Raw genomic sequence first — 24,624 nt, 5'->3', positions numbered from 1 at the left:
ATGATCAAGAAGGAAAATCGTCGTCTTCGCGTCGGTGTGCTGGGTTGCGGCCCGATTGCCCAGTTTGCGCATCTGGAATCCTGCGTGAAGGCCAAAAACGCCGATCTTTACGCGATCTGTGACGCCGCACCCGATCTGCTGGCACGCATGGGTGCAACCTACGAGCCGCAGAAAATGTTCAGTGACTACGACGCCATGCTGGCCGACCCTGATCTGGAGGCGGTCATCGTCGCCACGTCAGACGCCTATCACGTGCCGATGTCCATCAAAGCGCTCGAGGCCGGCAAACATGTACTATGCGAAAAGCCGATCGGCGTCTCCGTCGAGGAAGGCCAGCAGCTTGCCGACGCCGTTAGACGCTCGGGCAAGATCTTGCAGGTCGGGCACATGAAGCGTTTCGATCCGGCGCTTCAGGCCGCCCATGATTTCGTTCAAAACGATATCGGCCAGATCTTCGCGCTGAAGGCATGGTATTGCGATTCCACTCATCGCTACACCAACACCGATGCGGTGCAGCCGCTGCCGGTTACCAGCAAACTTGCGCGCAAGCCGGCCGGCAATCCGAAAGCCGATCTCAGGCAATATTTCATGCTGGCGCATGGTTCGCATCTGGTCGATACCGCCCGCTTCTTCTGCGGCAATATCGTCGCCGTACGCGCCCGCCTGTCGGAGCGTGCCGGCGCCTATTGCTGGTTCGTGGAAACCGAATTCGCCAATGGCGCCCTCGGCCATCTCGATCTGACAGTTGCCGTCCGCATGGATTGGCACGAGGGTTTCCAGCTCTACGGCGAAAACGGCTCGGTCCTCGCAAAGACCTTTAATCCCTGGTACTTCCGCTCCAGTGAAGTTGAGATCTTTCATGAAAAAGATGCGACGAGCAGGAAACCGCTCGGTGCCGACGGACATTTTTTCCGCCGGCAGCTCGAAGGCCTCGCCGATACTGCGCTGAAGGGGGCACCCATGCGCGGCGCCGATGTTGAAGACGGGATTGCCTCCATCCGCGCGATGGTGGCGATCGCGCGGTCCGTAGAGACCGGCGAGCGCGTTGAACTCGCGTCAGTGACGGGAGCCGTCTGATGCAGATCGGGATCTTCGCCAAAACTTTTCCCGGAACCGATCCCTTAAACGTCCTCTCGGCGGTGCGCGACAGCGGCTATACCGGCACGCAATTCAATCTTGCCTGCTCCGGGCTGCCCTCCATGCCGGATGCCGTGCCGGAGGCTACCGTCACGGCGATCCGCGCGGCGGCCCAGGCAACAGGCGTCTCCTTTGCCGCCTTGTCCGGAACCTACAATATGGCCCACCCTGACGCATCGGTGCGGCAGACTGGCCTCCGCCAACTTGCCGTCGTCATCGAGACTGCGGCGGCACTTTCCATTCCGCTCGTGACACTCTGCACCGGCACCCGCCATCCCAGCGATCAATGGGCACATCATCCGGAAAACGCCGACCCCTCGGCCTGGGCCGATATGGCGGCGGAGATGTCGAAGGCGCTGGCACTGGCGGAAGACTATGGCGTCGATCTCGGCATCGAACCCGAACAGGCGAATATTGTGAGATCTGCTGCAGATGCGCAGAGGCTGATTACAGAAATGGGATCGAAAAGGCTGCGCATCGTGCTTGACCCGGCCAATCTTTTCGAAAGCGCCACGCCAACGGAAGCGCGCGCCATTGTCGAGCGCGCGATCGAGACCGCGGCCGGGCACATCGCCATGGCACATGCCAAGGATCGTTATGCCGATGGACGCTTTGCCACAGCCGGCCAGGGCATCGTGGATTTTCCCGATTTCATCGCACGACTGAAAGCCGTCGGCTTCGATGGCCCGCTCGTCACGCACGGATTGTCAGCAGCGGAGGCGCCGCATGTGGCGGCCTTTCTCAAGGAATTGATCTGATGGGCGCAAGCGCAGCTTTCATGCGTGATGATGCCACCCTCGCCGTTTTCGATAGCGGCCAAGGGCTGCCGGTGCTTTTTCAGCATGGCTTGGGTGGCGATGAGGCGCAGGTTGCGCAAACCTTTCCAATGGGAAAGGCGCGGCGCATCACGGTCGAGTGCCGCGGACATGGTGCGTCGTCGCTTGGCGACATCAGGCCCTTTTCACTTCKGATGTTTGCCGGGGATGTGCTAGCGGTGGCGACAGATCGCAGGTTAGGCCGCTTTGTCGTCGGCGGTATTTCCATGGGCGCGGCCATTGCCCTCTACCTCGCTCACCATTACCCGGACCGCGTCGCTGCCCTCATTCTTGTCCGTCCAGCCTGGACCTTTACCGCCGCGCCCGCCAATCTGGAGCCGGTCCGCACTGTCGCGGCCTTGCTCCGCTCGTATTCGATCGGTGAAGCCAAGGAGCGCTTCGCCGCTTCCGAAATCGGCTTGCGGATATCCGCGAACGCGCCCGACAATTTTGCTTCCCTGCTCGGCTATTTCGATCGGCCGAATGCGGCCGCTTTTGCATCCGTACTGGCCGACATCGCGGCTGATGGCCCTGGGGTGACACAGGCGGAGGCCGCTGCCCTCACCGTCCCTACCCTCATCATTGGCAACGAACAGGACGCGATCCATCCCCTCACCTGCGCCCGGACTTTCGCCGACACTGTTGCCGATGCCCGCTTTGTCGAAGTCACCCCCAAGGCGGCCGACAAGGCACGGCATTTCGCCGAAGTTCAAGACGCCATCGCTACCTTCCTCACATCGAAGACCATCCGGAGCCTCCTATCATGACACTCAATACACTCTCCGGCCCGGCGGCCATTGCAGCGCTTCCCCGCAACCGGCTGCTGGGCGAATTCTCGCTGTGGTCGGCCGATCTTGCCAACATGGAGGCCGATCTCCGGCGCATAGAACCCTACGCGGACCTGCATCACATCGACGTTGCCGACGCGCGTTTTACGCCGGGATTCCTGTTCTTTCCGGACTTCGTCGCACGCATCGCCAAGGCAACCGCTAGGCCGATCCATGTTCACCTGATGGTCGAGGCTGAAATCGTCGAGGAGCAAACGCGTCAATTCATCGAAGCGGGTGCGGATCTTATCAGCGTTCATGCCGAAAACGGTGAAGCCGGTTTACGTGCCGTCGCGCTGGCAAAGGAGCTTGGCGCCGAGGCGGGTGTCGTCCTGCGATTGGAGACCCCCGTTTCAGCGATCCGGCCATTCATCGACCATGTCGCCTTCGTGACCCTGCTCGGCACATCGATCGGCGTCAAAGGGCAAAGCCTTTCCGAGAAGGCCTGCGATCGGCTGATCGAAGCGCGCTCGCTGCTGAAACAGTCTGGCCGGGAGGGTCAGGTAATCTTGGCGGCCGATGGCGGCATTCGCGAACAGACCGTGCCGTTGTTGCGCGCGGCCGGAGCACAAACGGTCGTCCTCGGATCGCTTGCCTTTGGCGATAAGAACCTGGGCGAGCGGATGGCTTGGCTGCATGGATTGGAGAGCCGCGTTTCGTGAAAAAGGTTGCCCTCGCATTTGATCTCGGCGGAACGGAGCTCCGCGCTGCGCTGGTGGATAGCGAGGGGAGCCTGTTGTCATTCTCCGCCGTGCCGACCCATGCGGCGGGTGGACCGGCTGCGGTCATCCAGCAGATCGAGTTGCTGGCAACCGCGACGCTGGCGGAAAAGCCCGATCTTGTTCCGACCGGGATCGGGATAGGCGCCCCCGGCCCGCTCGATCCGGAAGTCGGCATCGTCATTGCCCCGCCGACCCTGGCCGGATGGTACGAGGTTCCGCTCGCCGATATTCTTTCCAGCCGGTTCCAACTGCCGGTGCGGCTCGAAAACGACGCAAACGCGGCGGCACTTGGCGAATGGCGATATGGCGCCGGCCGCGGCGCGCGATCGATGGTCTTCGTCACCGTCTCGACCGGGATCGGCGGCGGCGTGATCGTCGACGGACGAACATTGCATGGCAGACGTGGCTTGGCAGCGGAAATCGGTCACATGACGATCACGAGTGAAGGGGAGCGGTGCTTTTGCGGTGCGATCGGCTGCTTTGAAGCCGTTGCCTCCGGAACGGCCCTTGGCAGGCGGGCGACAGCGCGTACCCGCCAATCCGACGGCTCGATGCTGCGCAACCTATCGGCCGATGCGGAAGTGACCGGGCGCCACGTTGTTGACGCCGCGCGAAACGGCGACGCGTTGGCAATGGAACTGCTCAGCGCGGAGGCTCGCTGGCTGGGGATCGGCTTCACCAATCTGCTCCACCTCTACTCCCCGGACATTCTGGTAATGGGCGGCGGGATATCCCACGGCTTCTATCTTTTGCACGACGCCATCGTGGCAACGGTTCGCGAACGCGCCATGCCAGCCTATCGCGATGTGCCGATCGTTCCCGCACAGCTCGGGCGTCATGCAGGCCTGATCGGCGCGGCCAGCCTCATCCTGGGAGATGATGCGCAAATCGGCTCTGCGACATCGCGCTCGGAGAGCCCAGGTCATTCGGGTGTCGACATTCCAACCAGCAAAAGTGAAGCCAGCGACGACTAAGCTGAAGTCCTGCGATAGCTACCCAAAACCCATCGCAGCTTCAAAAACTGCCGCACGATCCGTGTTTGCGTGACAGCCATCGCGACATTTTTCCGTGAGCCAATCCAAGGCGTGCGATTCTGGCTATACAACTAACATGTTAGTCTGTATGTACTGATAGCACATCTGGAGGAATGGAACTTGTATCGCAAATTCGGTCTGTCAGTCGCGCTCACGACACCCTTCGATACCAAAGGCGATATCGCGATCGGCCCAATGATCAAGCAGGCCGAGCTAAGCCTTGCGTCGGGATGCTCGAGCGTCACACTTTTCGGCACCACCGGCGAGGGCTCCTCCATCGGAACGCAAGAGCGCGAACAGGTGCTCAACGCCTTCCTGGAAGTTGGGATAGCGCCGAACCAGATCATCGTGGGCGTGATGGCGGACTCGGTCGAAGATGCCGCCGCACAAGCGGGATTTGCGCTGGCGAAAGGCGTGCGCAATATCCTCCTTGCACCACCCTTTTATTTCAAGAATGTCAGCGACGAAGGTCTGTTTCGCTGGTTCTCGGCCGTATTCGCGCGGCTGGCCGACAAGGCGCATGACATCATCGTCTACAACATTCCTTCCATCACCATGGTGCCGCTTTCCGTGGCGCTGATTGGCAGGCTGCGCAGCGCCTTTCCCGGCGTCGTCGTCGGTGTCAAGGACTCCTCCGGCGATTGGCCGTTCACGGAGGCGCTATTGAAGGCGCATGGCGATCTCATCATCCTGATCGGCGATGAACGCCATCTTGCCAGGGGCGTCCGGTTGGGCGGCCAGGGAGCGATTTCCGGCATGGCAAATTTCGTGCCCCACGAGGTCCGCCTGATGGCGGAAGAGGGAAAGGATGATCCGCGCGTCGTGGATTTTGTGCCGGAACTATTGAAATTCCCTGTGACTGCGGCCGTCAAAGTCATGGTGGCACAGGTCTCCGGGGATGAAATCTGGCTTGCGGTTCGTCCGCCGCTCGTTTCAATATCCGACGAAGGACAGAAGCATCTCGCCGGCGCGTTTAATGCGCTTTTCAGATCCAAGGCGGCTTAAGCGAACCGGAGAGGAAAGAGAGGGACGATTGGACGGCGTGAAGGAGCAGCCGACCTTACGGGAAAAAGCCTATGCAAGCTTTACCCATCATCTGCTTGCTCGCGATGTGCGGCCAGGCGAATTCGTCTCGCAGCGCAGGCTCGTCGAACTCACAGGCTTGCCGCTGGGCGCCATCCGTGAGTTGATCCCGCGGCTCGAAGCCGAAGGCCTGATCAAGACCGTGCCGCAGCGCGGTCTCCAGATTGCCCATATCGATCTCAATCTGATCCGCGAGGCGTTTCAGCTACGCATCTTTCTGGAAAAGGAAGCCGTTGCACTCTTCACCCATACGGCCTCGGACGAAACGATCGCTAAACTCTTGAAACAGCATCGCGATATTGCCGCGGCCATCCAGGCGGGCGATGCTTCACAAGAGCTTGAGGTCCATGCCCAGTCGGTGGACTGGGGCATGCACGATGCCTTCATCGACGCGCTCGGCAACACCATTATTTCGAACGCTTATCGCGTCAATTCGATCAAGATGCGGCTGATCAGCCAGGACCGGTTCCGGATCAACGGACATGTCGGGCCGGTCATGAAAGAGCATCTGCAAGTGCTTGAGGCGATCGAAAGACGATCCCCGGAGGACGCCGTCGCGTCTCTCGTTTCGCACATCAACGGAGCAAGGGATCGTGCATTGAAGATTTGAACGAAACAGGCCGCAAATGAGGAGATTTCGGCCAAAGGAGGAGGAACAGCATGTCATCGTCATTCATCAATCCTACACGCCGCCACTTCATGGCAGGCACGGCCGCCTTGGGCGCGGCAAGCATGCTCGGCATGCGCACGGCATCGGCGGCGGTAGACTGGAAACGGTTTTCGGGAACCACGCTGGAAGTCAACCTCGTCAAGAGCCCGCGCAGCGAAACCATCCTCAAATATCTCAGCGAGTTCGAGGCGCTGACCGGCATCAAGGTGAATGCCGAGGCGACGCCGGAACAGCAGCAGCGCCAGAAGACGACGATTGAGCTCAGCTCCGGAAAGCCAAGCTTCGACGTCGTCCATCTGAGCTATCACGTGCAGAAGCGGCAGTTCGAAAAGGGCGGCTGGCTCGCCGACATCAGCGGTTTCCTGAAGGACCCATCCCTGACGGACCCATCGCTGGTCGAAAGCGATTTTGCCGAGGCAGGCTTGAAGTTCGCCAAGGATTCCAATGGCGTCCTGCGCTCCCTACCCTTCTCGGTCGATTACTGGATCGTCTATTGGAACAAGGCCCTCTTCGAAAAGAAGGGGCTCACCTATCCGCAGACCTTTGATGATATGGCAAATGCCGCGGAAGCGCTCACGGACAAATCGACCAACACCTACGGCTTCGTCGCCCGCGGCCTCAAGAATGCCAACACGCCGGTCTGGACAGCCTTCATGCTCGGCTATGGCATGACGCCGCTTTCGCCGGACGGCAAGTTGCGCACCACCTCACCGGAAGCGATAGAGGCCGCCAAGCTCTATCAGCGCCTGATGACCAAGGCCGCACCTCCCGGCGTCTCCGGCTTCAACTGGGCCGAGTCTCAATCCGCGTTTCTGCAGGGCAAGATCGGCATGTGGTTCGATGGCGTCGGCTTTGCGCCGCCGATCGAAAATCCGGAAAAATCCCGCGTCGTCGGCCAAGTCGGCTATAGCGTCATTCCCAAGGGGCCCTCTGCACAAGCGGCCGCCACCTTTGGCGACGGTATCGGCGTGACGGCGGCGAGCCAGAAGAAGGAAGCCGCCTATCTCTTCTGCCAATGGGTGATCTCGCATGACATGGGCGCGCGGCTACTGCAGGCTGGCGCCGGCGTGCCGTTCCGCCAGTCCGTCCTCGAGGATCAGAAGGTCCGTGAAGGCGTCAAGATGCCTGGGGCCTGGCTCGATGCCGTCGTCGGCTCCGGCAAGGTCTCAGCACTCGGCCTGCCGGTCATCATCCCGGTCACCGAGTTCCGCGACATTTACGGTGTGGCGCTCACCAACATGATCGGCGGCGCCGATCCGGAAAGCGAGCTGAAGAACGCAACCGCACAGTTCGAGCCGGTGCTGGCGCGAAGCGAGGGGTGATGGCGTCCGTGCACATCGAAGATGCCGCGGCGACCGCTGCCAAGAACAAGAGCAAACCGAAAAATCGGCTTGCTCCCAACTATTGGCCGTTCGTCATTCCGGCCCTGGTGGTCATTGCCGCGGTCATCGTTTTTCCGTGGGTCTTCACTCTGTGGATGAGCATCAATAGCTGGACGCTCGGGCAATCCCAAACCTTTGCGGGCTTTTCCAACTACGTCCGCCTGGCAACCGACGCCCGCTTCTGGGAGGCGCTGTGGCATACGGTCCTCTATACGGGCCTCTCCGTCATCGCGCCGGTTTTCTTAGGCACACTCGCCGCCCTAATATTCGATGCGCAATTTCCCTTTCGCGGCTTTCTGCGCGGCATTTTCGTCATGCCGATGATGGCGACGCCCGTCGCCATCGCGCTCGTCTGGACCATGATGTTCCATCCGCAGCTCGGCGTGCTCAACTACCTCTTATCTTTTGTCGGCATCGGTCCGCAGGAATGGATCTATAACCAGTTCAGCGTCATTCCGTCGCTGGTCCTGGTCGAGACCTGGCAGTGGACGCCCCTCGTCATGCTGATCGTGCTCGGCGGCCTCGCCGCGGTTCCGCGCGAGCCATACGAAAGCGCGGAGATCGACGGGGCCAATGTATGGCAGAAGTTTCGCTATCTCACCCTTCCGATGATCGCACCCTTCCTGATGATCGCCGTCATCATTCGCAGCATCGATGCGGTCAAAAGCTTCGATATCATCTATGCGATGACGCAGGGCGGACCGGGCACGGCCTCCGAGACGATCAACATTTATCTCTACAACACCGCCTTTTCCTACTACGACGTGGGCTACGGCTCAGCCATGGCGGTCATCTTCTTCATCCTCATCGTCGTGCTCTCCTTCGTCCTCCTGATGGCGAGACAGCGCGCGAACTGGTCGGATAGGTAGACACTTCGATGAAACGCAAGACGCTCGACCGGATCGGTCTCCTCTTCGTGGCGCTGGTGATGGTTTCGCCGGTGGTCCTGTTTTTCCTCTGGATGATCTCGCTCTCGTTGAAATACGAGATCGACAACGGCGCCTATCCGCCGATCTTCATTCCGGAGCGCTTCGCCTGGTCGAACTACCTGAAGGTTTTCGAGGAGAACAACTTCTTCCTCTATTTCTGGAACTCCATTCTGGTAACCGGATCCGCGACGTCGCTAGCGCTGCTGATCGGCGTTCCGGCCGGCTACGGCATTGCGCGGCTGAAGGCAGAGAAATCGGCAATCGTCATCATGATCGCGCGAATGACGCCCGGCCTTTCCTTCCTCATTCCGCTGTTTCTGCTCTTCCAATGGCTGAACCTGTTGGGAACGCTTTGGCCGCAGATCATCATACATCTAGTGGTGACCGTCCCGATCGTCGTATGGATCATGATCGGCTATTTCGAGACGACACCAATGGAGCTCGAGGAAGCAGCCAGCATCGACGGCGCGACGCCGTGGCAGATCTTCCGACTCGTGGCGTTGCCGATCGCCAAGCCGGGGATCGTCGTCGCCTTCATCCTCTCGATCATCTTCTCCTGGAACAATTTCGTCTTCGGCATCGTGCTTGCCAGCCGCGAGACGCGCACCCTACCGGTCGCCGTCTACAACATGCTGTCATTCGAACAGGTGAGCTGGGGGCCGCTTGCCGCCGCGGCATTGATCGTGACGCTGCCGGTACTGGTTCTGACGATATTCGCCCAGAAGCAGATCGTTGCAGGCCTGACAGCGGGTGCCGTGAAGGGCGGCTGATTGCGGCGAATGAGTGCAACGCTTCTATCCCGCCACAGCGACCGGACGTCCTGAACCGGGCCGGCGAAGCCGCTATCCGCAAATTCTCATGGAATCACGCGCTAAGGCATTKAACAGTTTCAGATGAATCTCAGATTAACGCCGTCGTCAGGTGGCGTTCATTCCCCTCCAGTTATCTTTGAACCAACGTCGCTCAGCAACGTTGTAACTTAGTAAAATACAACCGGAGGAAACTCATGAACAAGTTCTTCATTGCGTCCGCAATCGCCCTCGCTTCCCTTGCAGCCACAACTCTCCCCTCCCAGGCCGCTTCGGTAGTCGTTACGACGGACAACGGCGGTCCCTATTATCATCATAGTCGGCACTATTACCAAGACCGCGACGACTGGTACTATCGTCATCATCGCCACCACTGCTTTACCAGGGTGGAAAAGGGCTGGCACCACGGCCATCGCGTTGTGATGAAAGAGCGAATCTGCCGCTAATCGTCTCGCATCAGGCCCGATCTTTTGTCGGGCCTGATGTAAAGCGGGCATCAGCCCCAAGCCGGTCAGTAATCCCAGAAAGCTGCTACCCAACGAAAGTGGTCGCCGTCGACCGCCACCCGGCCGACCGATGGGAACGGCAGGTGAGTGGCGACAAGCTGTTCGCCCGTTTCCGCCAGCTCCGTCAAAAGACGGACCCGAACGCGGGCCGCTTCTTCCGGATCATGTTCGAAGCCATTGTGCCAGTCCGGATGATCGAAGCCGACCGCGAACACGGCGTCGCCAGCAAACGTCAGCCGGTCGCCGCCGGACGACAGACGGACCACGCTGTGGCCAGGGGTGTGGCCGCCGGTGCGACGGACAACCACGCCAGGCGCCACCTCATACTCGTCATCGAACGGCCGTAGCAGGCTGCGGTACTCTTCCGTGAACCGCTTGGCGGCCGCCCGAAGCGCATCCGGGAATCCCGGCGGCATGAAGACACGGGAGAAATCGGGCGACTCCCAGAATTTGACTTCGGCCGCCGCAACGTGGATTTTCAGGTCCGGACGCAGCCGATCCTTCACCCCATCGACAAGCAGCGCACCAATGTGGTCCATGTGCATGTGGGTCAGCACCACGTCGGTCACGGATGAGAGATCGATACCGGCGGACTCCAGGCGCTTGACCAACTGGCCGGCCCGCGGCAAGTTCAAGTTCGGGTCCAGCCCAAGGCCAGCGTCGATGAGAATAGTCTGCTTGCCGCTACGCACCACGACCACGTTCAGCGCCCAATCGAAAGCGTCCGGCGGCAGGAACATGTCGTCCAGCCAGGCGGCCCGAACAGCCGGGTCGGCGTTGTGTGCCAACATCGTGGTTGGAAGCGGTAGCACCCCATCACTGATCACCAACACGTCAATGTCACCGACGCGCACCGCGTAGCGCGACGGAACCAACTCGTCAGGCCTCGATCTACCGGGATGTGGGATGTTTTCCAGGTTCATGCTTGTCTCCTGCTGAGCAATCGTCCGGGGTTTTGTTCCTGCCTGCGACATGATGCTCTCCTGTTTTTGCGTGATAAGGATGTGTCGCTCACGAGCCACGTCGCCGACTCTATGCAGAAGCCTCTTGGCAATCGAGCTACGCCTGAGGATGGGACAGCCTGTGCTCTCGGTGGATCGCAGCAAAGTTTGGGTGGTGAAGAGCCTGGTATGAAGGCGTAGACGCTTTCACCTGCCGAACGGTGCCCCGCGCTCTGCGTTGACGCGAAGCCGCCCGGCGTCCTGGACATCCGAAGCACTCTCAGGGGGCTCTTTCGAGCAGGAAAGATGTCAGGAATTTAGCGCGCTGTTCAGATCATGCAGGCCGATCATCAGCATCATGGGGTCGGACGGCGAAGGCAGGAAGCCGACTGCCTCATAGAAGGCCCGCGCAATATCGGAAATCGCGTGCACCAGCACGCCGCGGATACCGATGATTTCAGCGGCGTGGAGCAGGCGCATGCCCGCATCGCGCACCAATGCCCTACCGATGCCGCGCCCTTGATAGGTCTGGTCGATGGCGAGACGGCCAAGGACAGCAACCGGAATTGGGTCAGGCATGTTGCGTCGGAAACGGCCAGGCGCTTCCGGCTGCTTTACGGCGCCAGAAGCGAGCGCATAGTAGCCAATAACGCGATTGCCCTCGCACACGACGAAAGTGCGCGATGCGCCACTTGCCTGATTGGCTCGGGCGCGGCGACGCAGCCAGTCATCCAGTTGAGGGAGGCCGGAATTGAACTCTGCTAACTCGTGATGGTCGGCTAGTGGTGCCGGCGCGCTGAGGGTCACGCCTCATCCCACGGCGCTTTGGTCGTCATTGTGTGCTTCAGACGCTCATTGGGCTGCGCAGGCGCATCGAGCCGAGCCAGATACTCGGCATAAAGTTCAGGGCTGACCGTAAAGATGGTGCGGTCGAGTAGCACTTCTTCAGCGCGGCGCTCGGAAGCCTCCAGCATGAAATCCGTGCGCGTCTTACCAAGTAGCTCGGCCGCACGATCGATCAAGTTGCGGGTCGCCGGCTTGATACGGATATTCAGCGGCACGCTAGCGTCAGGACTTTTACTGGTGCGTGAGGTGGGCATGGGAAATTCCTATCTTCACCCACCCTAACGTAATGACATCATCGTTACAAGCATCGTAATGATATTGTCGTTACGCGCAATCCGCAATGAATGCGTCTACGTTTCCGCCGTTCAAAGTCCCGGCCGGCTCCGGATACTGCCCGGCTGGCGCCTTACTGATGTACGAGCCTGATCGCCGTCAGCTATAAGAACCGACAAGCGCCTTGACCAAACCTATGATCTTAAGCCGCGTTCGTGCGTCTTTGATCTTAGCAAACGCGCGGTTTAGTTCGAGGCCCTCTCCTGACGCGAGGAATCCGGCTAAGTCACCTCCGCCGCTGAAAATTTCCTCCCCGGTATTTTCTGACGACGCAGAGACGCCCTCGAAGAAAAACGAAACCGGGACGTCGAGACAATCTGCGACGCTTTGCAGTCGGCTGGCGCCTACCCGGTTTTTGCCTTTTTCATATTTCTGAACTTGCTGAAACGTCACATTCAGCCCTTCTGCAAGCGTCGTCTGACTCATGCCCAATATGCGGCGCCGCATTCGGATGCGTCTACCGACCTCAACATCAATCGGGCTCGGATCTTTTTTATTCAGCTCCATACGCACGGTTCTCTCTTTCTGGCAGACAGTGCCTCGCGTTTAACGACACAGCAATCTTGAGGGAAAAAAGACTAATCGTAGGCACAGACCTGTTGAGTTCCGGCTCTACTGCCCACAACGTTGAAAGTGTTGACTCCATTTCAGCGAAGGCTTGCTCAATCGAAAGTCGGTATGGTCAAAAGACCGCCCATCGAACCTGGGAAGTCGATGGGCGGGGGGCTGCTCTGGGACCTACGTTCATCATGAACGCGAGTCCCGTAACAATGACTGCCGTGGCCCATCTCAAACTTCAATGAGATTACGCCATACCATGATCCTACGTTCCGTTTTCCTGCGTATTCGGGATAGTGTCTGCGTTATGCGAACAGACCTGCCTGATTGATCAACAGGCAATGGCGGAGCGTTCCGCCTCCCCTCAGGGTCTACCGATCGATGGCTGTCTGCAGGCCGCCACGGCTCCGATCGCTTGTTCGAATCGCGCTGTCAGCAACGCCGCTGACTCCATTTATTCACTGCCGCACCGGCGCATTTTCGCTGCGTTGGATGGCATTTCGCCGAAGGATTGCCGATAGAGTGCTGCGAAACGTCCCATGTGGGAGAAGCCCCAGCTCCGCGCGACTTCGGCAACCGACAAAGAGATGGCTGGATCCGTCAGCGCCTTGCGCACGCCTTCCAGACGGATTGTTCTTAGATAATTTAGCGGCGTTGTGTCTTTGAACTGCTGAAAAGCGCCTTGCAGGGCCCGCACGCTTGTGTCAGCGGCATCAGCGATATCGGTGATGCTCATCGGAGACGAAATATTGGCATGCATATATTCGATGGCGTGCTTCAAACGCTTCGGTATCGCAGGAGACGTCGGTTTTGCCAGCCGTGCGGAATAGTTATTTGAGACAGTTTCCAACAGCGTGATCATCATCGCCTGCAACAGGCGCTCGACGAACGTCGACGAGGGCTGATCCTCATCGTCGACGTCCAGACAACTCCAAATGAGATTTCCGAGAGCCGTTATCCGCAAACCTTTTGCAGTTGCCAAATCGACAGCGTCTGCGAAATCGACGTTGCCGGCGACCGGTGCATCAAGCAGTTCGCTCAATTGGCGGATCATCGCGGATTTTTCGAATGCGATACCAATGTGACTGCGGTCCTCATGGAGGACCAGTCTATCGAAGCGCGACATATCCCCCAGAAGACCTTGCGACGGCCCGGACGCGAGCTGTTTTCGACCTGAATCGATTGCCATGACGCCCGAGGACGGAAGATAGAGAGCATATGCATCTGGCCCGCTGGAGAGCGTGACCCTCATCCCGGAATGGCACTTTCCATTCCAGACGCCGAAGCGTCCTACGGCGAAGTGCCGGTCTTCCACGGAGATCAAAGAGCCTCGCTGCAGCGGCTCTACCTTTGCAGGCGACAATGTCCTTGCATAGTGTTCCGTCATTTCGTCGGCATCAGCGTCCATGATCTGAAGACGGAATGAGTAACGTACCTCATTAATTCCCCCTGATGATCGACCCTAGTAATGCTCTCAATGGTCAGTTAAACCCATGAAAGCAGGCCGTGGACCGCTGTTATTGCTCAACACAATACTGGATAAACTGCAGCACAACTGCATTCTCGGCAGAAACACTATCCAAACCGCGCATATTACCGCCCATAGGCATGTGACTACCCTTAATAAGCAGCGGGCTTGCCGGAACTCGCGTCCGCTCACGGCGCAACGAAACCCATCTCAGCGCGCATCCATTTGAATCTAATGCGATTTACTGACCCTCTCTGAAGCACTGAGAAAACTCGCAATTGAAGTGCCCCCGGCCATTTCTGCCATGAATATCGGCGCAATGAAAGACGGGAAAAATAATACTAATAGCTCTGGCACGATTTCACAAATGTATTTTAAGTATTAAATAAATGCTCGTCGCGTTTGCGTACCTTTCCGTCTAGCCTTACTTGAACATCCCCAGCAGGCTCGGCGAAAAAGCGCTGGCGCTCCTTCGCCATGTGAGATCACAAAACAAAGCTCGGCCCATGGCCAAGCTCTGTAGGCTGACGAGGGGCAAAAAAAATCGAGATGAAAGATAAGATCTGCTCGATGCTCGTCGCGCGAAGCCATTGATTCGACATAGGTTACGCATCGCTCCTCCGGTCATCCACAGCCGGGATTCCGTGGTTGCGATGTGAAGCCTCTTGACGGAATGTTATCGATAACATAGCCTCTTCTCACCTGAACTTTGGGAGGAGCAGGATGGACGACGGAAAGCTGCTCGAATTTTGCGACATCACCAAAGAATTTGGTGGAACGCGCGCCTTGTCGAATGTTTCTCTGGATCTTGAACCGGGAGAAATTCTGGCACTTCTCGGCGAGAACGGCGCCGGAAAGTCGACCCTCATCAAGACGCTGGCGGGCATCTACAAGCCGGATGGCGGGCAGATCCTGTTTCGCGGCAAGCCATACCATCATCGTCCGCCGCGGCCAAATCAGCGCCAGCCCATCGCCTTCATCCACCAAGATCTCGGACTGATCGAGTGGATGACGGTCGGTGAAAATGTCGGCCTCGCGCAGGGCTATTCGTTGCGCGGCCGGCTGATCGACTGGCGGGCAACCGAACGCCGTACGGCGGAAGCCTTGAAGCTTGTAGGCTGCGATTTCGATCCATCGACGCGGATCCAGGAGCTGACCCGAACCGAAAAGTCCCTCGTGGCGATCGCGCGCGCTCTGGCCGTCGAGGCGGACGTTCTCGTTCTCGACGAGCCAACGGCGAGCCTGCCGGCCGATGAAGTCGAGAAGCTGTTTGCCGCCATCCGCCCGCTCAAGGAGCGCGGCGTTGCGATGATCTATGTCTCGCACCGGCTMGATGAAATCTTCAGGATCGCCGATCGCGTCGCCGTGCTGCGCGACGGCCAACTGGTCGGGCAAAAACCGGTGTCCGACACATCGCCGGATGAGCTGATCCGAATGATCGTCGGACGCAAGGCCGACCAGCTTTTCGTCAAGGCGGACCGAGACGTCGGTCCTGCCATCGTCTCGGTCAAAGGTCTTGCCTGCCGCGGCGCCGGACCGGTGTCCTTCGACATTCGGCAAGGAGAGCTCCTTGGTCTTGTCGGACTGAGAGGCGCCGGCCAGGAATTGATCGGGCGCGCGCTCTTTGGCTGCGAGCCCTGCAGCGGAACGGTCCTATTGAACGGTGCGAGCCCCGATCTCTCCAGCCCGGTCGCAGCCATGGCTTCGGGGGTCGGTCTGATCGCCAGGGATCGAACCGAAGAGTCCGTCGCCATGTCCCTCAGCCTGAGGGAAAACACCTTCCTCAATCCCGGTGCATCCGGGCGAGGCATGATGTCCTTCCTGCCACCGCAGCGCGAGGCTGACATGGCCTATTCGCTCGGGAGCCGCGTCGGCCTCAGACCCAATGACCAGAACCTGGCGATCGAAGCCCTGTCCGGCGGCAATCAACAGAAAGTGGTCGTGGGCCGGTGGCTTGCGACGGGCCGGAAGCTGTTGATCGCCGAAGACCCGACAGCCGGCGTGGATGTCGGCGCCAAGGCGGACATCTACAAGCTGATCGCCGAGGCGGTGGAGGATGGGCTGGCCGTCCTCGTCGTCTCCACGGACTTCGAAGAAATCGCTCATATCTGCCATCGCGCCCTGGTGTTCTCACGCGGCCAAATCGTACGGGAACTGAGTGGCGCCGACTTAACAACACCGGCGGTCATCGCCGCAGCATCCGCGTCCGAAGCGGCCTGAATCAGGGAGGAACCTCATGCAATCGATCGAATCCAACGCGCTCGAACCCACCAGTGCCGAGCTTGCGGGAATGAGCTTCGGCCAGAAAATCCAGCGCCTCCTGCCAGTCTATGGCCTCGTTATACTCACTGCCCTTCTGATCCTGCTGTTTTCCATCCTGTTGCCACAGACCTTTCCGACGTTGCTCAATCTGCGTTCGATCATCTCGGACAAGACGATCATCGCCATTCTGTCGCTGGCTGCAATGATCCCGATGGCGGCAGGACGCATCGACCTGACGATCGGTTACGGCATCGTGCTCTGGCATGTCTTGGCGATCAGCTTGCAGACAATGTTCGGCCTGCCCTGGCCGGTGGCCGTGCTGGTCGTCATCCTGCTCGGCGCATTGACCGGCTTCCTTAACGGGCTGCTCGTGGAAATCGCCAAGATCGACAGCTTCATCGCGACGCTCGGCACCGGCACCGTGCTCTATGCCATCGCTTTGTGGCATACGGGCGGACGGCAGGTGGTCGGCATGCTCCCACAGGGCTTTTATGCGCTCAACGGAACGATGGTCTTCGGGCTTCCGATCACGGGGATCTATGTGCTTGGCCTCGCCTTCGTCATGTGGATCGTGCTCGAGTATCTGCCGATCGGCCGCTATATCTATGCCATCGGCGCCAATCCGAAGGCCGCCGCCTTGAACGGCATCCCGGTCCGCCGCTTCGTCATCGGCGCATTCGTAACGTCGGGCACGCTCGCTGCCCTCGCCGGTGTCCTGCTTGCTTCCAAGCTGCGCATCGGCCAGGCCAGCGTCGGGTTGGAATATCTTCTGCCGGCGCTCGTCGGCGCGTTCCTCGGCTCCACGACCATCAAGCCCGGCCGCGTCAATGTCTGGGGCACCATGATCGGCGTCATCATTCTGGCCGTCGGCATTGCCGGTATCCAGCAGTTCGGGGGCTCGTTCTACGTAGAGCCGCTTTTCAACGGCGTGACCCTGCTCGTCGCCATCGGGATTGCCGGCTATGCGCAGCGTCGCCGGAGCCATGCCGGACGAATGGCGCCGGCACAAAAACCGCAGTTACCGGCTAAGGCGACCGACAACTGAAGATCATCTTGACTTAACCTTAGTTTTTAATGGGAGGAGACGAAATGAAACGCAGAGTTTTCCTGCAAGCAACTACCGGTCTGCTGATGCTGTGTGCCAGCCAGGCCTATGCCGATCCGATGGCGGATGCGAAAGCCGTCGTCGACAAATATGCGACACCGGTCACCAAGTGGGACGGCCCGACCACCGGCCCGAAGGCACAGGCCGGCAAGACCATCGTCGTATTGGCCGGTGACCTCAAGAATGGCGGCATTCTCGGCGTCAGCAATGGTGTCGAGGAAGCGGCAAAGGCCATCGGCTGGCAGGTCAAGGTTCTCGATGGCGCGGGCTCCATCGGCGGACGTACGGCTGCCTTCGGCCAGGCGATAGCGCTGCAGCCGGCCGGCATCATCATCGATGGCTTCGATGCCGTCGAGCAGGCCCCGGCTCTGGAACAGGCAAAGGCTGCCAAGATCCCGTTGGTCGCCTGGCATGCCGGCCCGGTCATCGGTCCCGATGACAAGAGTGGCCTCTTCGCCAACGTCAGCACCGATGCGATGGAAGTCTCGAAAGCGGCTGCCGACTGGGCCTTTGCCGACGCCAAGGGCAAGCCGGGCGTCATCATCTTCACCGACTCCACCTATGCGATCGCCATCGCCAAGGCGGACAAGATGAAGCAGGAGATCGAACGGCTTGGCGGCAAAGTGCTCGAATATGTCGACACCCCGATCGCCGAGACATCGCAGCGTATGCCGCAGCTAACCACCTCGCTCCTGCAGAAGTATGGTGATAGCTGGACCCATTCGCTCGCGATCAACGACCTCTATTTCGACTTCATGGGCCCGTCGCTCGCCTCCGCCGGTAAGAGCGGCACCGATGCGCCAATCAACGTCGCCGCCGGCGACGGCTCGCAATCGGCCTATGAACGTATCCGCGCTGGCCAGTTCCAGAAGGTCACGGTGGCCGAACCGCTCAATCTCCAGGGCTGGCAACTGGTCGACGAACTCAACCGTGCTTTCGCCGGTGAAAAATGGTCCGGCTACCTGTCGCCACTGCATGTCGTAACGGCAGACAATATCCAGTCCGATGGCGGCCCCAAAAACACTTTTGATCCGGATAACGGCTATAAGGATCAATACAAGAAGATCTGGAGCAAATGATCCCTTCTTGAAGTCGAGAACAGCGCGGCCTTCGGGCCGCGCTCAGCCTGCCGAAAGCCCCGGCGTCGGCAGCAGAACCAACGGCTCTGCATACGACAAGAATTTCGAACCCTTTGATGATATCAGCCTTCGATGAAAATGAGCGCCGGTGTTTCGAGCAGTGTGCGGACGCGCTGCACGAAGGTCGCCGCATCCCAGCCGTCGACGATGCGATGATCGAAGCTGGATGAGAGATTCATCATCTTGCGCGGCACGAACTGCGTGCCGTCCCAGACCGGCCGTGTGGCGATCTTGTTGACGCCGATAATCGCCACCTCCGGATGATTGATGATAGGCGTGGAGACAATGCCGCCGAGCGCCCCGAGCGAGCTGATGGTGATCGTCGAGCCGGAAAGCTCTTCACGCGTCGCAGTGCCGGATCGCGCCGCCTCCGCCAGCCTATTCATCTCGGCGGCGCAGTCCCAGATTCCGCGTGCTTCCGCATGCCGCACGACAGGCACGGTCAAACCAGCCGGCGTCTGTGTTGCGATACCCATATGGACCGCGCCATAGCGCGTGACGATGCCAGCTTCGTCGTCAAAAGTGGCATTGACATTGGGCTGCTCGGAAATGGCCTTCACGACCGCCTGTACCAGGAAAGGCAGAACCGTCAGTTTCGGATAATCTGCCTTGCGGTCAGCGTTCATGATGGTACGCAACTCCTCGAGCGAGGTCATGTCCACCTCCTCTACATAGGTAATGTGAGGAATATGCGAGGCGGAAAGTGCCATTTTCTCGGCGATCCGGCGGCGCAGTCCGGTCAGTTTGATCTCTTCCTTCGCAGCTTTCGCGGCAAAGCCGCCCCTTGATATTGTGGGAGCGGCTCCGTGGTTCAAAAATTGCTCGACATCCTCTCGCAGGATACGGCCGCCTGGTCCCGTCGCTTGCACTTGTGCGAGGTTGACACCGCTTTCCTTGGCAAAGAGCCGCACCGGGGGAGCGGCAAGTGGCTTTTCGGCTTGCGGTGTCGCAGGATCCGACGTTGTTGGAGCAGGCTTTGTACTCTCCGCCTTCGTCACTTCGGCGGTCGTCTCTGGGATCTCCTCGKACCGAGCTCCGCCGGTATCTCCGGCTGTATCGATACGCACCAGCGCGGCCTTAACCGCGATACGTTCTCCGACCTCGCCGGCAAGCCAGGTGACAATACCGTTGACGGGAGACGGGATTTCCACGGTGGCTTTGTCTGTCATGACGGCAGCAATCACCATGTCCTCGCAAACAGGATCTCCTACCTTCACGTACCACTCCACGAGCTCGGCCTCGGCGACTCCCTCCCCCACGTCAGGCATCTCGATGACAAATTCGCTCACGGCTCAGGCCTCCATGACTTCGGTAAGCGCCCGTCCGAGACGGCCAGGACCTGGAAAATAATCCCACTCCTGCGCGTGCGGATAAGGCGTGTCCCAGCCGGCAACGCGCACGATTGGTGCTTCCAGATGGTAAAAGCAATTTTCCTGCACCAGCGCCACGACCTCGGCCCCGAAGCCCGAAGTCAGCGTTGCCTCATGCACGACGACACAGCGTCCGGTCTTCTGGACCGAGTTGATAATTGTGTCCAGATCAAGCGGCAACAGACTCCTGAGATCGATCACTTCGGCATCGATGTCGGCATCCTCGGCCGCGGCGAGCGCMACATGTACCATCGTGCCATAGGCGACTACGGTCACCGCCGCGCCCACGCGCCGGATCTCGGCCTTGCCGATCGGGATCGTATAATGGCCCTCAGGCACCTCTCCGAGATCATGTTTAGACCAAGGTATCACCGGCTGCTCGTGATGACCGTCGAAGGGGCCGTTATAAAGCCGCTTCGGCTCCAGAAACATTACCGGATCCGGATCTTCGATCGCAGCAATCAGAAGGCCCTTGGCATCATAGGGATTGGATGGCACGATCACCTTTAACCCGCAGACATGGGTGAAAAGCGCCTCCGGGCTCTGGCTGTGCGTCTGGCCGCCAAAAATACCGCCGCCTGTCGGCATACGCACAACGATCGGACAGGTAAAATCGCCGTTGGAACGATAGCGGATACGAGCCGCCTCCTGCGTTAGCTGGTCATAGGCCGGATACATATAATCAGCGAACTGGATTTCGACACAAGGCTTCAAGCCATAGGCGGCCATGCCGATCGCCGCGCCGACGATGCCCGATTCGCTTATCGGCGTGTCGAAACAGCGCGTCTTACCGTATTTTGCCTGAAGCCCCTGCGTGCATCGGAAGACGCCACCGAAATAACCTACATCCTCGCCAAAAACGACGACATTGTCGTCCTGAGCCATGGAAACGTCCATGGCGCTTCGCACCGCCTCGATCATCGTCATCCTGGTCATTCTCAGTACCCTGCCTTCTGCCGCTGGCGCCGGATGTGCGGCGGCATCTCGGCATAGACGCCTTCGAAAATGTCGCGAACCGAAGGCTTGCCGCCGGCATGCAACGTACCGTGCTGCTCTGCCTGACGCTGGGCCTCCATCACCTCGTCCATGATTTCAGCTTCTGCCTGCACATGCCGCTCCTCAGACCATGTGCCCCTGACGATCAGATGTTTCTTCAACCTCAGCACTGGATCGCCAAGTGGCCAGGCCTCCGATTCCGTCTTCGGACGATAGGCATTCGGATCGTCCGAGGTCGAATGCGCCCCGACACGATACGTCACATATTCGATCAGCGTCGGTCCGAGATTGCGCCGCGCACGCTCAGCCGCCCAGCAGGCAACGGCATGGACGGCGAGATAGTCGTTTCCATCGACTCTCAGCGCGGGAATGCCGAAGCCGAGGCCGCGGGCTGCGAATGTGCCGGAGCCGCCGCGCGCGATGCCCTGAAAGGTGGAAATCGCCCATTGATTGTTGACGATGTTGAGAATGACAGGTGCCTTATAGGTCGAGGCGAAGACGAGCGCTGAATGGAAATCGGATTCCGCCGTCGAGCCATCGCCGATCCAGCCCGCGGCAATGCGGCTGTCATTCTTGATTGCCGAGGCCATGGCCCAGCCCACGGCCTGCACATACTGAGTGGCGAGGTTGCCGGAGATGGTAAAGAATCCGTGCTCCTTGGAGGAATACATGATCGGTAGCTGGCGCCCGTGCAGGGGATCGCTCTCGTTCGAGTAGATCTGATTCATCATTTCGACCATCGGATAATCGTCGGCAATCAGAAGACCTGCCTGACGATAGGTCGGAAAATTCATGTCTCCCTTCTTGAGCGCCTTGCGGAAAGCACAACTGACAGCTTCCTCGCCGAGATGCTGCATGTAGAAGGACGTCTTGCCCTGCCGCTGAGCCATCAGCATGCGGGCGTCAAATGCGCGCAGCTTCATCATGTTGCGAAGGCCGGCCAGCAACTCCTCATCGGAGAGCGTGCCACCCCAGGGACCGACCGCCTCGCCCTCGCGGTTCAGCACGCGGATGATGGAATAGGCAAGATCACGGATCTCCTCGGATGCGACATCGACTTCCGGCCGCGGCACGGAACCGGCTTTGGCGATCTTGACGTTGGAAAAGTCTGGCTGGCCGCCCGGGCGAACGGCGGGTTCGGGGACATGCAGAGCCAAATGAGAAGAATCCACCATGTCTATTCTTTCCTCCTGCGGCGGCCTTGCTCCTCTCCTCCAGAAGCATGGGCCGCATGTGGTTCTCACAAATTGCGGGCGATCACCATGCGTTGCACGTCGCTCGTTCCTTCATAGATCTGACAGATGCGTACATCGCGATAGATGCGCTCGACCGGGTAATCGGCCATGTAACCATAGCCGCCATGTATCTGGATGGCGTCGGAACAGACCCGCTCCGCCATTTCCGAGGCAAAGAGCTTCGCCATCGAGGTTTCCGACAGGCAGGGAAGCCCGGCTTCGCTTAAGGCGGCAGCGTGAAAAACGAGTTGCCGGGCCGCCTCGATCCTCACCGCCATGTCGGCAAGGCGGAATGCGACAGCCTGGTGCTCGATGATCGCCTTACCGAAGGCCGTGCGCTCGCGAGCATAATCGCGCGCCGCCTCAAAGGCCGCCCGCGCCATGCCGACTGCCTGAGCCGCAATGCCGATCCGACCGCCTTCGAGATTGGCGAGTGCTATGCGGTAGCCTTCGCCTTCTGAACCGAGCCTCAACTCGATCGGAACGCGCATGCCATTGAAGGCGATCTGGCAGGTGTCGGAAGAATGCAGCCCTAACTTTTCCTCTACGCGGATCACCTCATAGCCTGCGATGTCCGTCGGGACGATGAAGGCGGTGATGCCCTTTTTGCCGGCGTCAGGGTCGGTGACGGCAAAGACGATGATGACATGGCCGTTCTTGCCCGAGGTGATGAATTGCTTTGTCCCATCAAGTACATAGTGATTGCCATCCCGCCTTGCCCAAGTCTTAAGGTTCGAGGCATCAGAGCCAGCCTGCTGCTCGGTGAGCGCAAAGCCGCCGATCCATTCGCCGCTMGCCAGTTTCGGCAGGAAACGCTGCCGCTGCTCCTCGGTGCCGAATTTCAGGATCGGCACGCAGCCGACCGAGCTATGCACGCTCATGATCGTTGAGCACGATCCGTCACCTGCGGCAATCTCCTCAAGTGCCATGGCATAGGCGACGACACCCGCATCCGACCCGCCATACGCTTCCGGTACCAGCATGCCGAGCAAACCCAGTTCGCCCATTTCCTTTAGTTCTTCGCGCGGGAAGAGATGCTCCCGATCTCGCTTGGCTGCGCCTGGCGCCAGGCGCTCGCGGGCAAAGTCGCGGGCCAGATCACGTATCTGCTGCTGGAGTTCGGAAAAGATCATCTGGCCTCCCTTTCCGCTMGCGCTGCTTGGTTGTGACAGCGGTCGCCTCTGTAGCCGCCACGGGTCTTATCAAGGAAATAGGGCGCTTTCGTTATGCTTTCCATGCCCCCGCAACGACGACCGAGGCGAACATTTCGTTGACTTTGGTGGCCCACGTGGATTGCCAAGAGTTCCGGAATCTCCCGGCGGGAGGAGCAGTTCCTCCCCAAACGGATTGGGACCGCAATCGATTGCGTGCAATTCAACGGTTCCGCAATACCGTCAGGCGTTGCTCTTTTTCGGCGAGCCTATCAGCGAGAATTTATCGGCTGCTGTCGCGCACGATCAGTTCCGGCGAGATCTTGACATCGACGCCCTGCTTGCCGTCAAGGATATCGAGGATCAATCGTGCGGTCTTTTCGCCGATTTCGCGCGCGAAAGCATTGATCGTGGTCAATGTGGGTACGCAGACTTCGCCGATCTCGTAGTTGCCGAATCCGCCGATGGCAAAACGCTCCGGTACAGGAACGCCCAAACGACGACACTCTGTCAGCGCGCCGTAAGCCGCAAGGTCTGATACGCAAACGACGGCTTCGGTATCCGGATAGATATCGATTAGCTTTGCCATCGCATTCGCCCCTTCCCGCATCGAAATGGGCGGCAATCCGGCGGCGATCAGGCGCGATGCATCGAGCCCATGCACTTGCATTGCGGCGGCAAAGCCAATTCGCCGCTCGCTACCGCGCGTATCGCGCCCGACATCGCCGCCGATGAAGGCGATGCGGCGATAGCCGGCGCGGACGAAGTGATCCACCATCTCGCGAACCGCGTTGGCGTTGGAAAATCCKACATAGTGGTCGATCGGCTCGGCGGGGATATCCCACGTCTCGATCACCGGGATATTGACCGTCTCCAACAAACGCCGCCCGCGTTCCGTATGCCTGCCGCCGGTGACGACGATGGCCTGCGGCTTGCGGCGCAAGAGCTGCTMAATGAGCCGCTCCTCTTCCTGCATGTTGTAGTTGGTGTAGCCCAAGAGGATCTGCATATCGCGAGCAGCAAGCGTATCCGACAGGCCACCGACCGTGTCGGCGAAATTGGCGTTGTTGATCGAAGGAATCGTAACCGCGACGAAACCGGACTTCTGCGAGCGCAGGTTGGAGGCCGTACTGTCGAAAACGTAACCCAGATCCTCGGCAGCCTGGAGGATGGCCTCTCTTCTCTCCTTGCTGACGAGACTGTCCGCCTTGAACGCACGCGACACCGTCATCGGGGAAACCCCCGTCACGCGGGCAACGTCTGCCATGGTCGGTGGTTTGCGATTTTTACTCATCTATGTCCAGTG

General features: G+C 59.5%; 24 protein-coding genes and 1 pseudogene. 14 read left to right on the top strand and 11 right to left on the bottom strand.

Features of this window, described 5'->3' with window-relative positions; genetic code table 11:
- From QD357_RS18955 to QD357_RS18905, 11 genes are all read left to right on the top strand, one after another.
- Entirely contained in the window at positions 1-1,077 is a 1,077-nt protein-coding gene (locus tag QD357_RS18955) for a Gfo/Idh/MocA family protein (RefSeq protein ID WP_183939243.1), read from the top strand.
- Positions 1,077-1,895 carry a sugar phosphate isomerase/epimerase family protein gene (locus tag QD357_RS18950; protein ID WP_183939241.1) on the top strand — a complete coding sequence of 273 codons (819 nt, stop codon included), beginning with the start codon at positions 1,077-1,079 and terminating at the stop codon, positions 1,893-1,895. The genes QD357_RS18955 and QD357_RS18950 overlap by 1 nt, the downstream gene beginning before the upstream one ends.
- Entirely contained in the window at positions 1,895-2,719 is an 825-nt protein-coding gene (locus QD357_RS18945; protein WP_414124743.1) for an alpha/beta fold hydrolase, read from the top strand. Before QD357_RS18950 ends, QD357_RS18945 begins: the two co-directional genes overlap by 1 nt.
- Positions 2,716-3,441, top strand: coding sequence for a ribulose-phosphate 3-epimerase (locus QD357_RS18940; RefSeq protein ID WP_183939238.1), 726 nt, complete (start codon positions 2,716-2,718; stop codon positions 3,439-3,441). The genes QD357_RS18945 and QD357_RS18940 overlap by 4 nt, the downstream gene beginning before the upstream one ends.
- Entirely contained in the window at positions 3,438-4,475 is a 1,038-nt protein-coding gene (locus tag QD357_RS18935) for an ROK family protein (protein ID WP_414124742.1), read from the top strand. The genes QD357_RS18940 and QD357_RS18935 overlap by 4 nt, the downstream gene beginning before the upstream one ends.
- 180 nt (positions 4,476-4,655) lie before the next feature.
- Positions 4,656-5,540 carry a dihydrodipicolinate synthase family protein gene (locus QD357_RS18930; RefSeq protein WP_414124741.1) on the top strand — a complete coding sequence of 295 codons (885 nt, stop codon included), beginning with the start codon at positions 4,656-4,658 and terminating at the stop codon, positions 5,538-5,540.
- 28 nt (positions 5,541-5,568) lie between these two features.
- Positions 5,569-6,228: a GntR family transcriptional regulator gene (locus QD357_RS18925; RefSeq protein ID WP_414124740.1), complete on the top strand. Its 660-nt coding sequence runs from the start codon at positions 5,569-5,571 to the stop codon at positions 6,226-6,228.
- A 50-nt stretch (positions 6,229-6,278) separates the two neighbouring features.
- On the top strand, positions 6,279-7,610 hold the full coding sequence (locus QD357_RS18920; RefSeq protein WP_183939229.1) for an ABC transporter substrate-binding protein: 1,332 nt from the start codon (positions 6,279-6,281) through the stop codon (positions 7,608-7,610).
- Positions 7,610-8,539: a carbohydrate ABC transporter permease gene (locus QD357_RS18915; protein WP_183939227.1), complete on the top strand. Its 930-nt coding sequence runs from the start codon at positions 7,610-7,612 to the stop codon at positions 8,537-8,539. The genes QD357_RS18920 and QD357_RS18915 overlap by 1 nt, the downstream gene beginning before the upstream one ends.
- Positions 8,540-8,547: 8 nt before the next feature.
- Entirely contained in the window at positions 8,548-9,369 is an 822-nt protein-coding gene (locus tag QD357_RS18910; protein ID WP_183939225.1) for a carbohydrate ABC transporter permease, read from the top strand.
- 236 nt (positions 9,370-9,605) lie between these two features.
- Entirely contained in the window at positions 9,606-9,854 is a 249-nt protein-coding gene (locus tag QD357_RS18905) for a hypothetical protein (protein WP_183939223.1), read from the top strand.
- A gap of 65 nt (positions 9,855-9,919) precedes the next feature.
- Here QD357_RS18905 and QD357_RS18900 read toward each other — a convergent pair whose 3' ends face one another.
- From QD357_RS18900 to QD357_RS18875, 6 genes and pseudogenes are all read right to left on the bottom strand, one after another.
- Positions 9,920-10,888, bottom strand: a complete 969-nt coding sequence (locus QD357_RS18900; protein WP_183939221.1) for an MBL fold metallo-hydrolase — start codon at positions 10,886-10,888, stop codon at positions 9,920-9,922.
- 276 nt (positions 10,889-11,164) lie between these two features.
- On the bottom strand, positions 11,165-11,662 hold the full coding sequence (locus QD357_RS18895) for a GNAT family N-acetyltransferase (protein WP_183939219.1): 498 nt from the start codon (positions 11,660-11,662) through the stop codon (positions 11,165-11,167).
- The gene (locus QD357_RS18890) at positions 11,659-11,955 is read right to left on the bottom strand and encodes a DUF1778 domain-containing protein (RefSeq protein WP_183939217.1); all 297 of its coding nucleotides are present in this window, start codon (positions 11,953-11,955) and stop codon (positions 11,659-11,661) included. The genes QD357_RS18895 and QD357_RS18890 overlap by 4 nt, the downstream gene beginning before the upstream one ends.
- Positions 11,956-12,133: 178 nt before the next feature.
- On the bottom strand, positions 12,134-12,541 hold the full coding sequence (locus QD357_RS18885; protein WP_183939348.1) for a helix-turn-helix domain-containing protein: 408 nt from the start codon (positions 12,539-12,541) through the stop codon (positions 12,134-12,136).
- A gap of 505 nt (positions 12,542-13,046) precedes the next feature.
- Entirely contained in the window at positions 13,047-13,454 is a 408-nt protein-coding gene (locus tag QD357_RS18880; RefSeq protein ID WP_414124774.1) for a helix-turn-helix transcriptional regulator, read from the bottom strand.
- Positions 13,455-13,499: 45 nt separating this feature from the next.
- Positions 13,500-13,979, bottom strand: a pseudogene (locus QD357_RS18875) (cupin domain-containing protein); the annotation flags it as partial.
- An 804-nt stretch (positions 13,980-14,783) separates the two neighbouring features.
- Between QD357_RS18875 and QD357_RS18870 the strand changes: the two are divergent.
- Genes QD357_RS18870 through QD357_RS18860 form a run of 3 tightly spaced genes read left to right on the top strand, consistent with a single transcriptional unit; the run spans position 14,784 to position 18,506 of the window.
- Complete coding sequence (locus QD357_RS18870) at positions 14,784-16,280, top strand: sugar ABC transporter ATP-binding protein (protein ID WP_414124739.1); 1,497 nt, start codon at positions 14,784-14,786, stop codon at positions 16,278-16,280.
- Positions 16,281-16,296: 16 nt separating this feature from the next.
- Entirely contained in the window at positions 16,297-17,367 is a 1,071-nt protein-coding gene (locus QD357_RS18865; protein ID WP_183939211.1) for an ABC transporter permease, read from the top strand.
- 44 nt (positions 17,368-17,411) lie between these two features.
- On the top strand, positions 17,412-18,506 hold the full coding sequence (locus QD357_RS18860; protein WP_414124738.1) for a substrate-binding domain-containing protein: 1,095 nt from the start codon (positions 17,412-17,414) through the stop codon (positions 18,504-18,506).
- Between the two features lie 122 nt (positions 18,507-18,628).
- Here QD357_RS18860 and QD357_RS18855 read toward each other — a convergent pair whose 3' ends face one another.
- From QD357_RS18855 to QD357_RS18835, 5 genes are all read right to left on the bottom strand, one after another.
- On the bottom strand, positions 18,629-19,855 hold the full coding sequence (locus tag QD357_RS18855; RefSeq protein ID WP_414124737.1) for a dihydrolipoamide acetyltransferase family protein: 1,227 nt from the start codon (positions 19,853-19,855) through the stop codon (positions 18,629-18,631).
- A gap of 3 nt (positions 19,856-19,858) precedes the next feature.
- Entirely contained in the window at positions 19,859-20,872 is a 1,014-nt protein-coding gene (locus QD357_RS18850; RefSeq protein WP_183939205.1) for an alpha-ketoacid dehydrogenase subunit beta, read from the bottom strand.
- 2 nt (positions 20,873-20,874) lie between these two features.
- The gene (locus QD357_RS18845) at positions 20,875-22,107 is read right to left on the bottom strand and encodes a thiamine pyrophosphate-dependent enzyme (RefSeq protein WP_183939203.1); all 1,233 of its coding nucleotides are present in this window, start codon (positions 22,105-22,107) and stop codon (positions 20,875-20,877) included.
- A 65-nt stretch (positions 22,108-22,172) separates the two neighbouring features.
- Positions 22,173-23,300: an acyl-CoA dehydrogenase family protein gene (locus QD357_RS18840; RefSeq protein ID WP_414124736.1), complete on the bottom strand. Its 1,128-nt coding sequence runs from the start codon at positions 23,298-23,300 to the stop codon at positions 22,173-22,175.
- Positions 23,301-23,601: 301 nt separating this feature from the next.
- Positions 23,602-24,612 (bottom strand): LacI family DNA-binding transcriptional regulator, encoded by a 1,011-nt coding sequence (locus tag QD357_RS18835; RefSeq protein WP_414124735.1) that lies wholly within the window; start codon positions 24,610-24,612, stop codon positions 23,602-23,604.
- Between the last annotated feature and the right edge of the window lie 12 nt (positions 24,613-24,624).

The organism is Rhizobium sp. BR 317 (assembly GCF_047445835.1).
In the GTDB taxonomy this organism is placed as follows: domain Bacteria; phylum Pseudomonadota; class Alphaproteobacteria; order Rhizobiales; family Rhizobiaceae; genus Rhizobium; species Rhizobium paranaense.
Note: the sequence above shows the minus strand (reverse complement) of the source record. Positions and strands in the feature narration are given on the sequence as shown.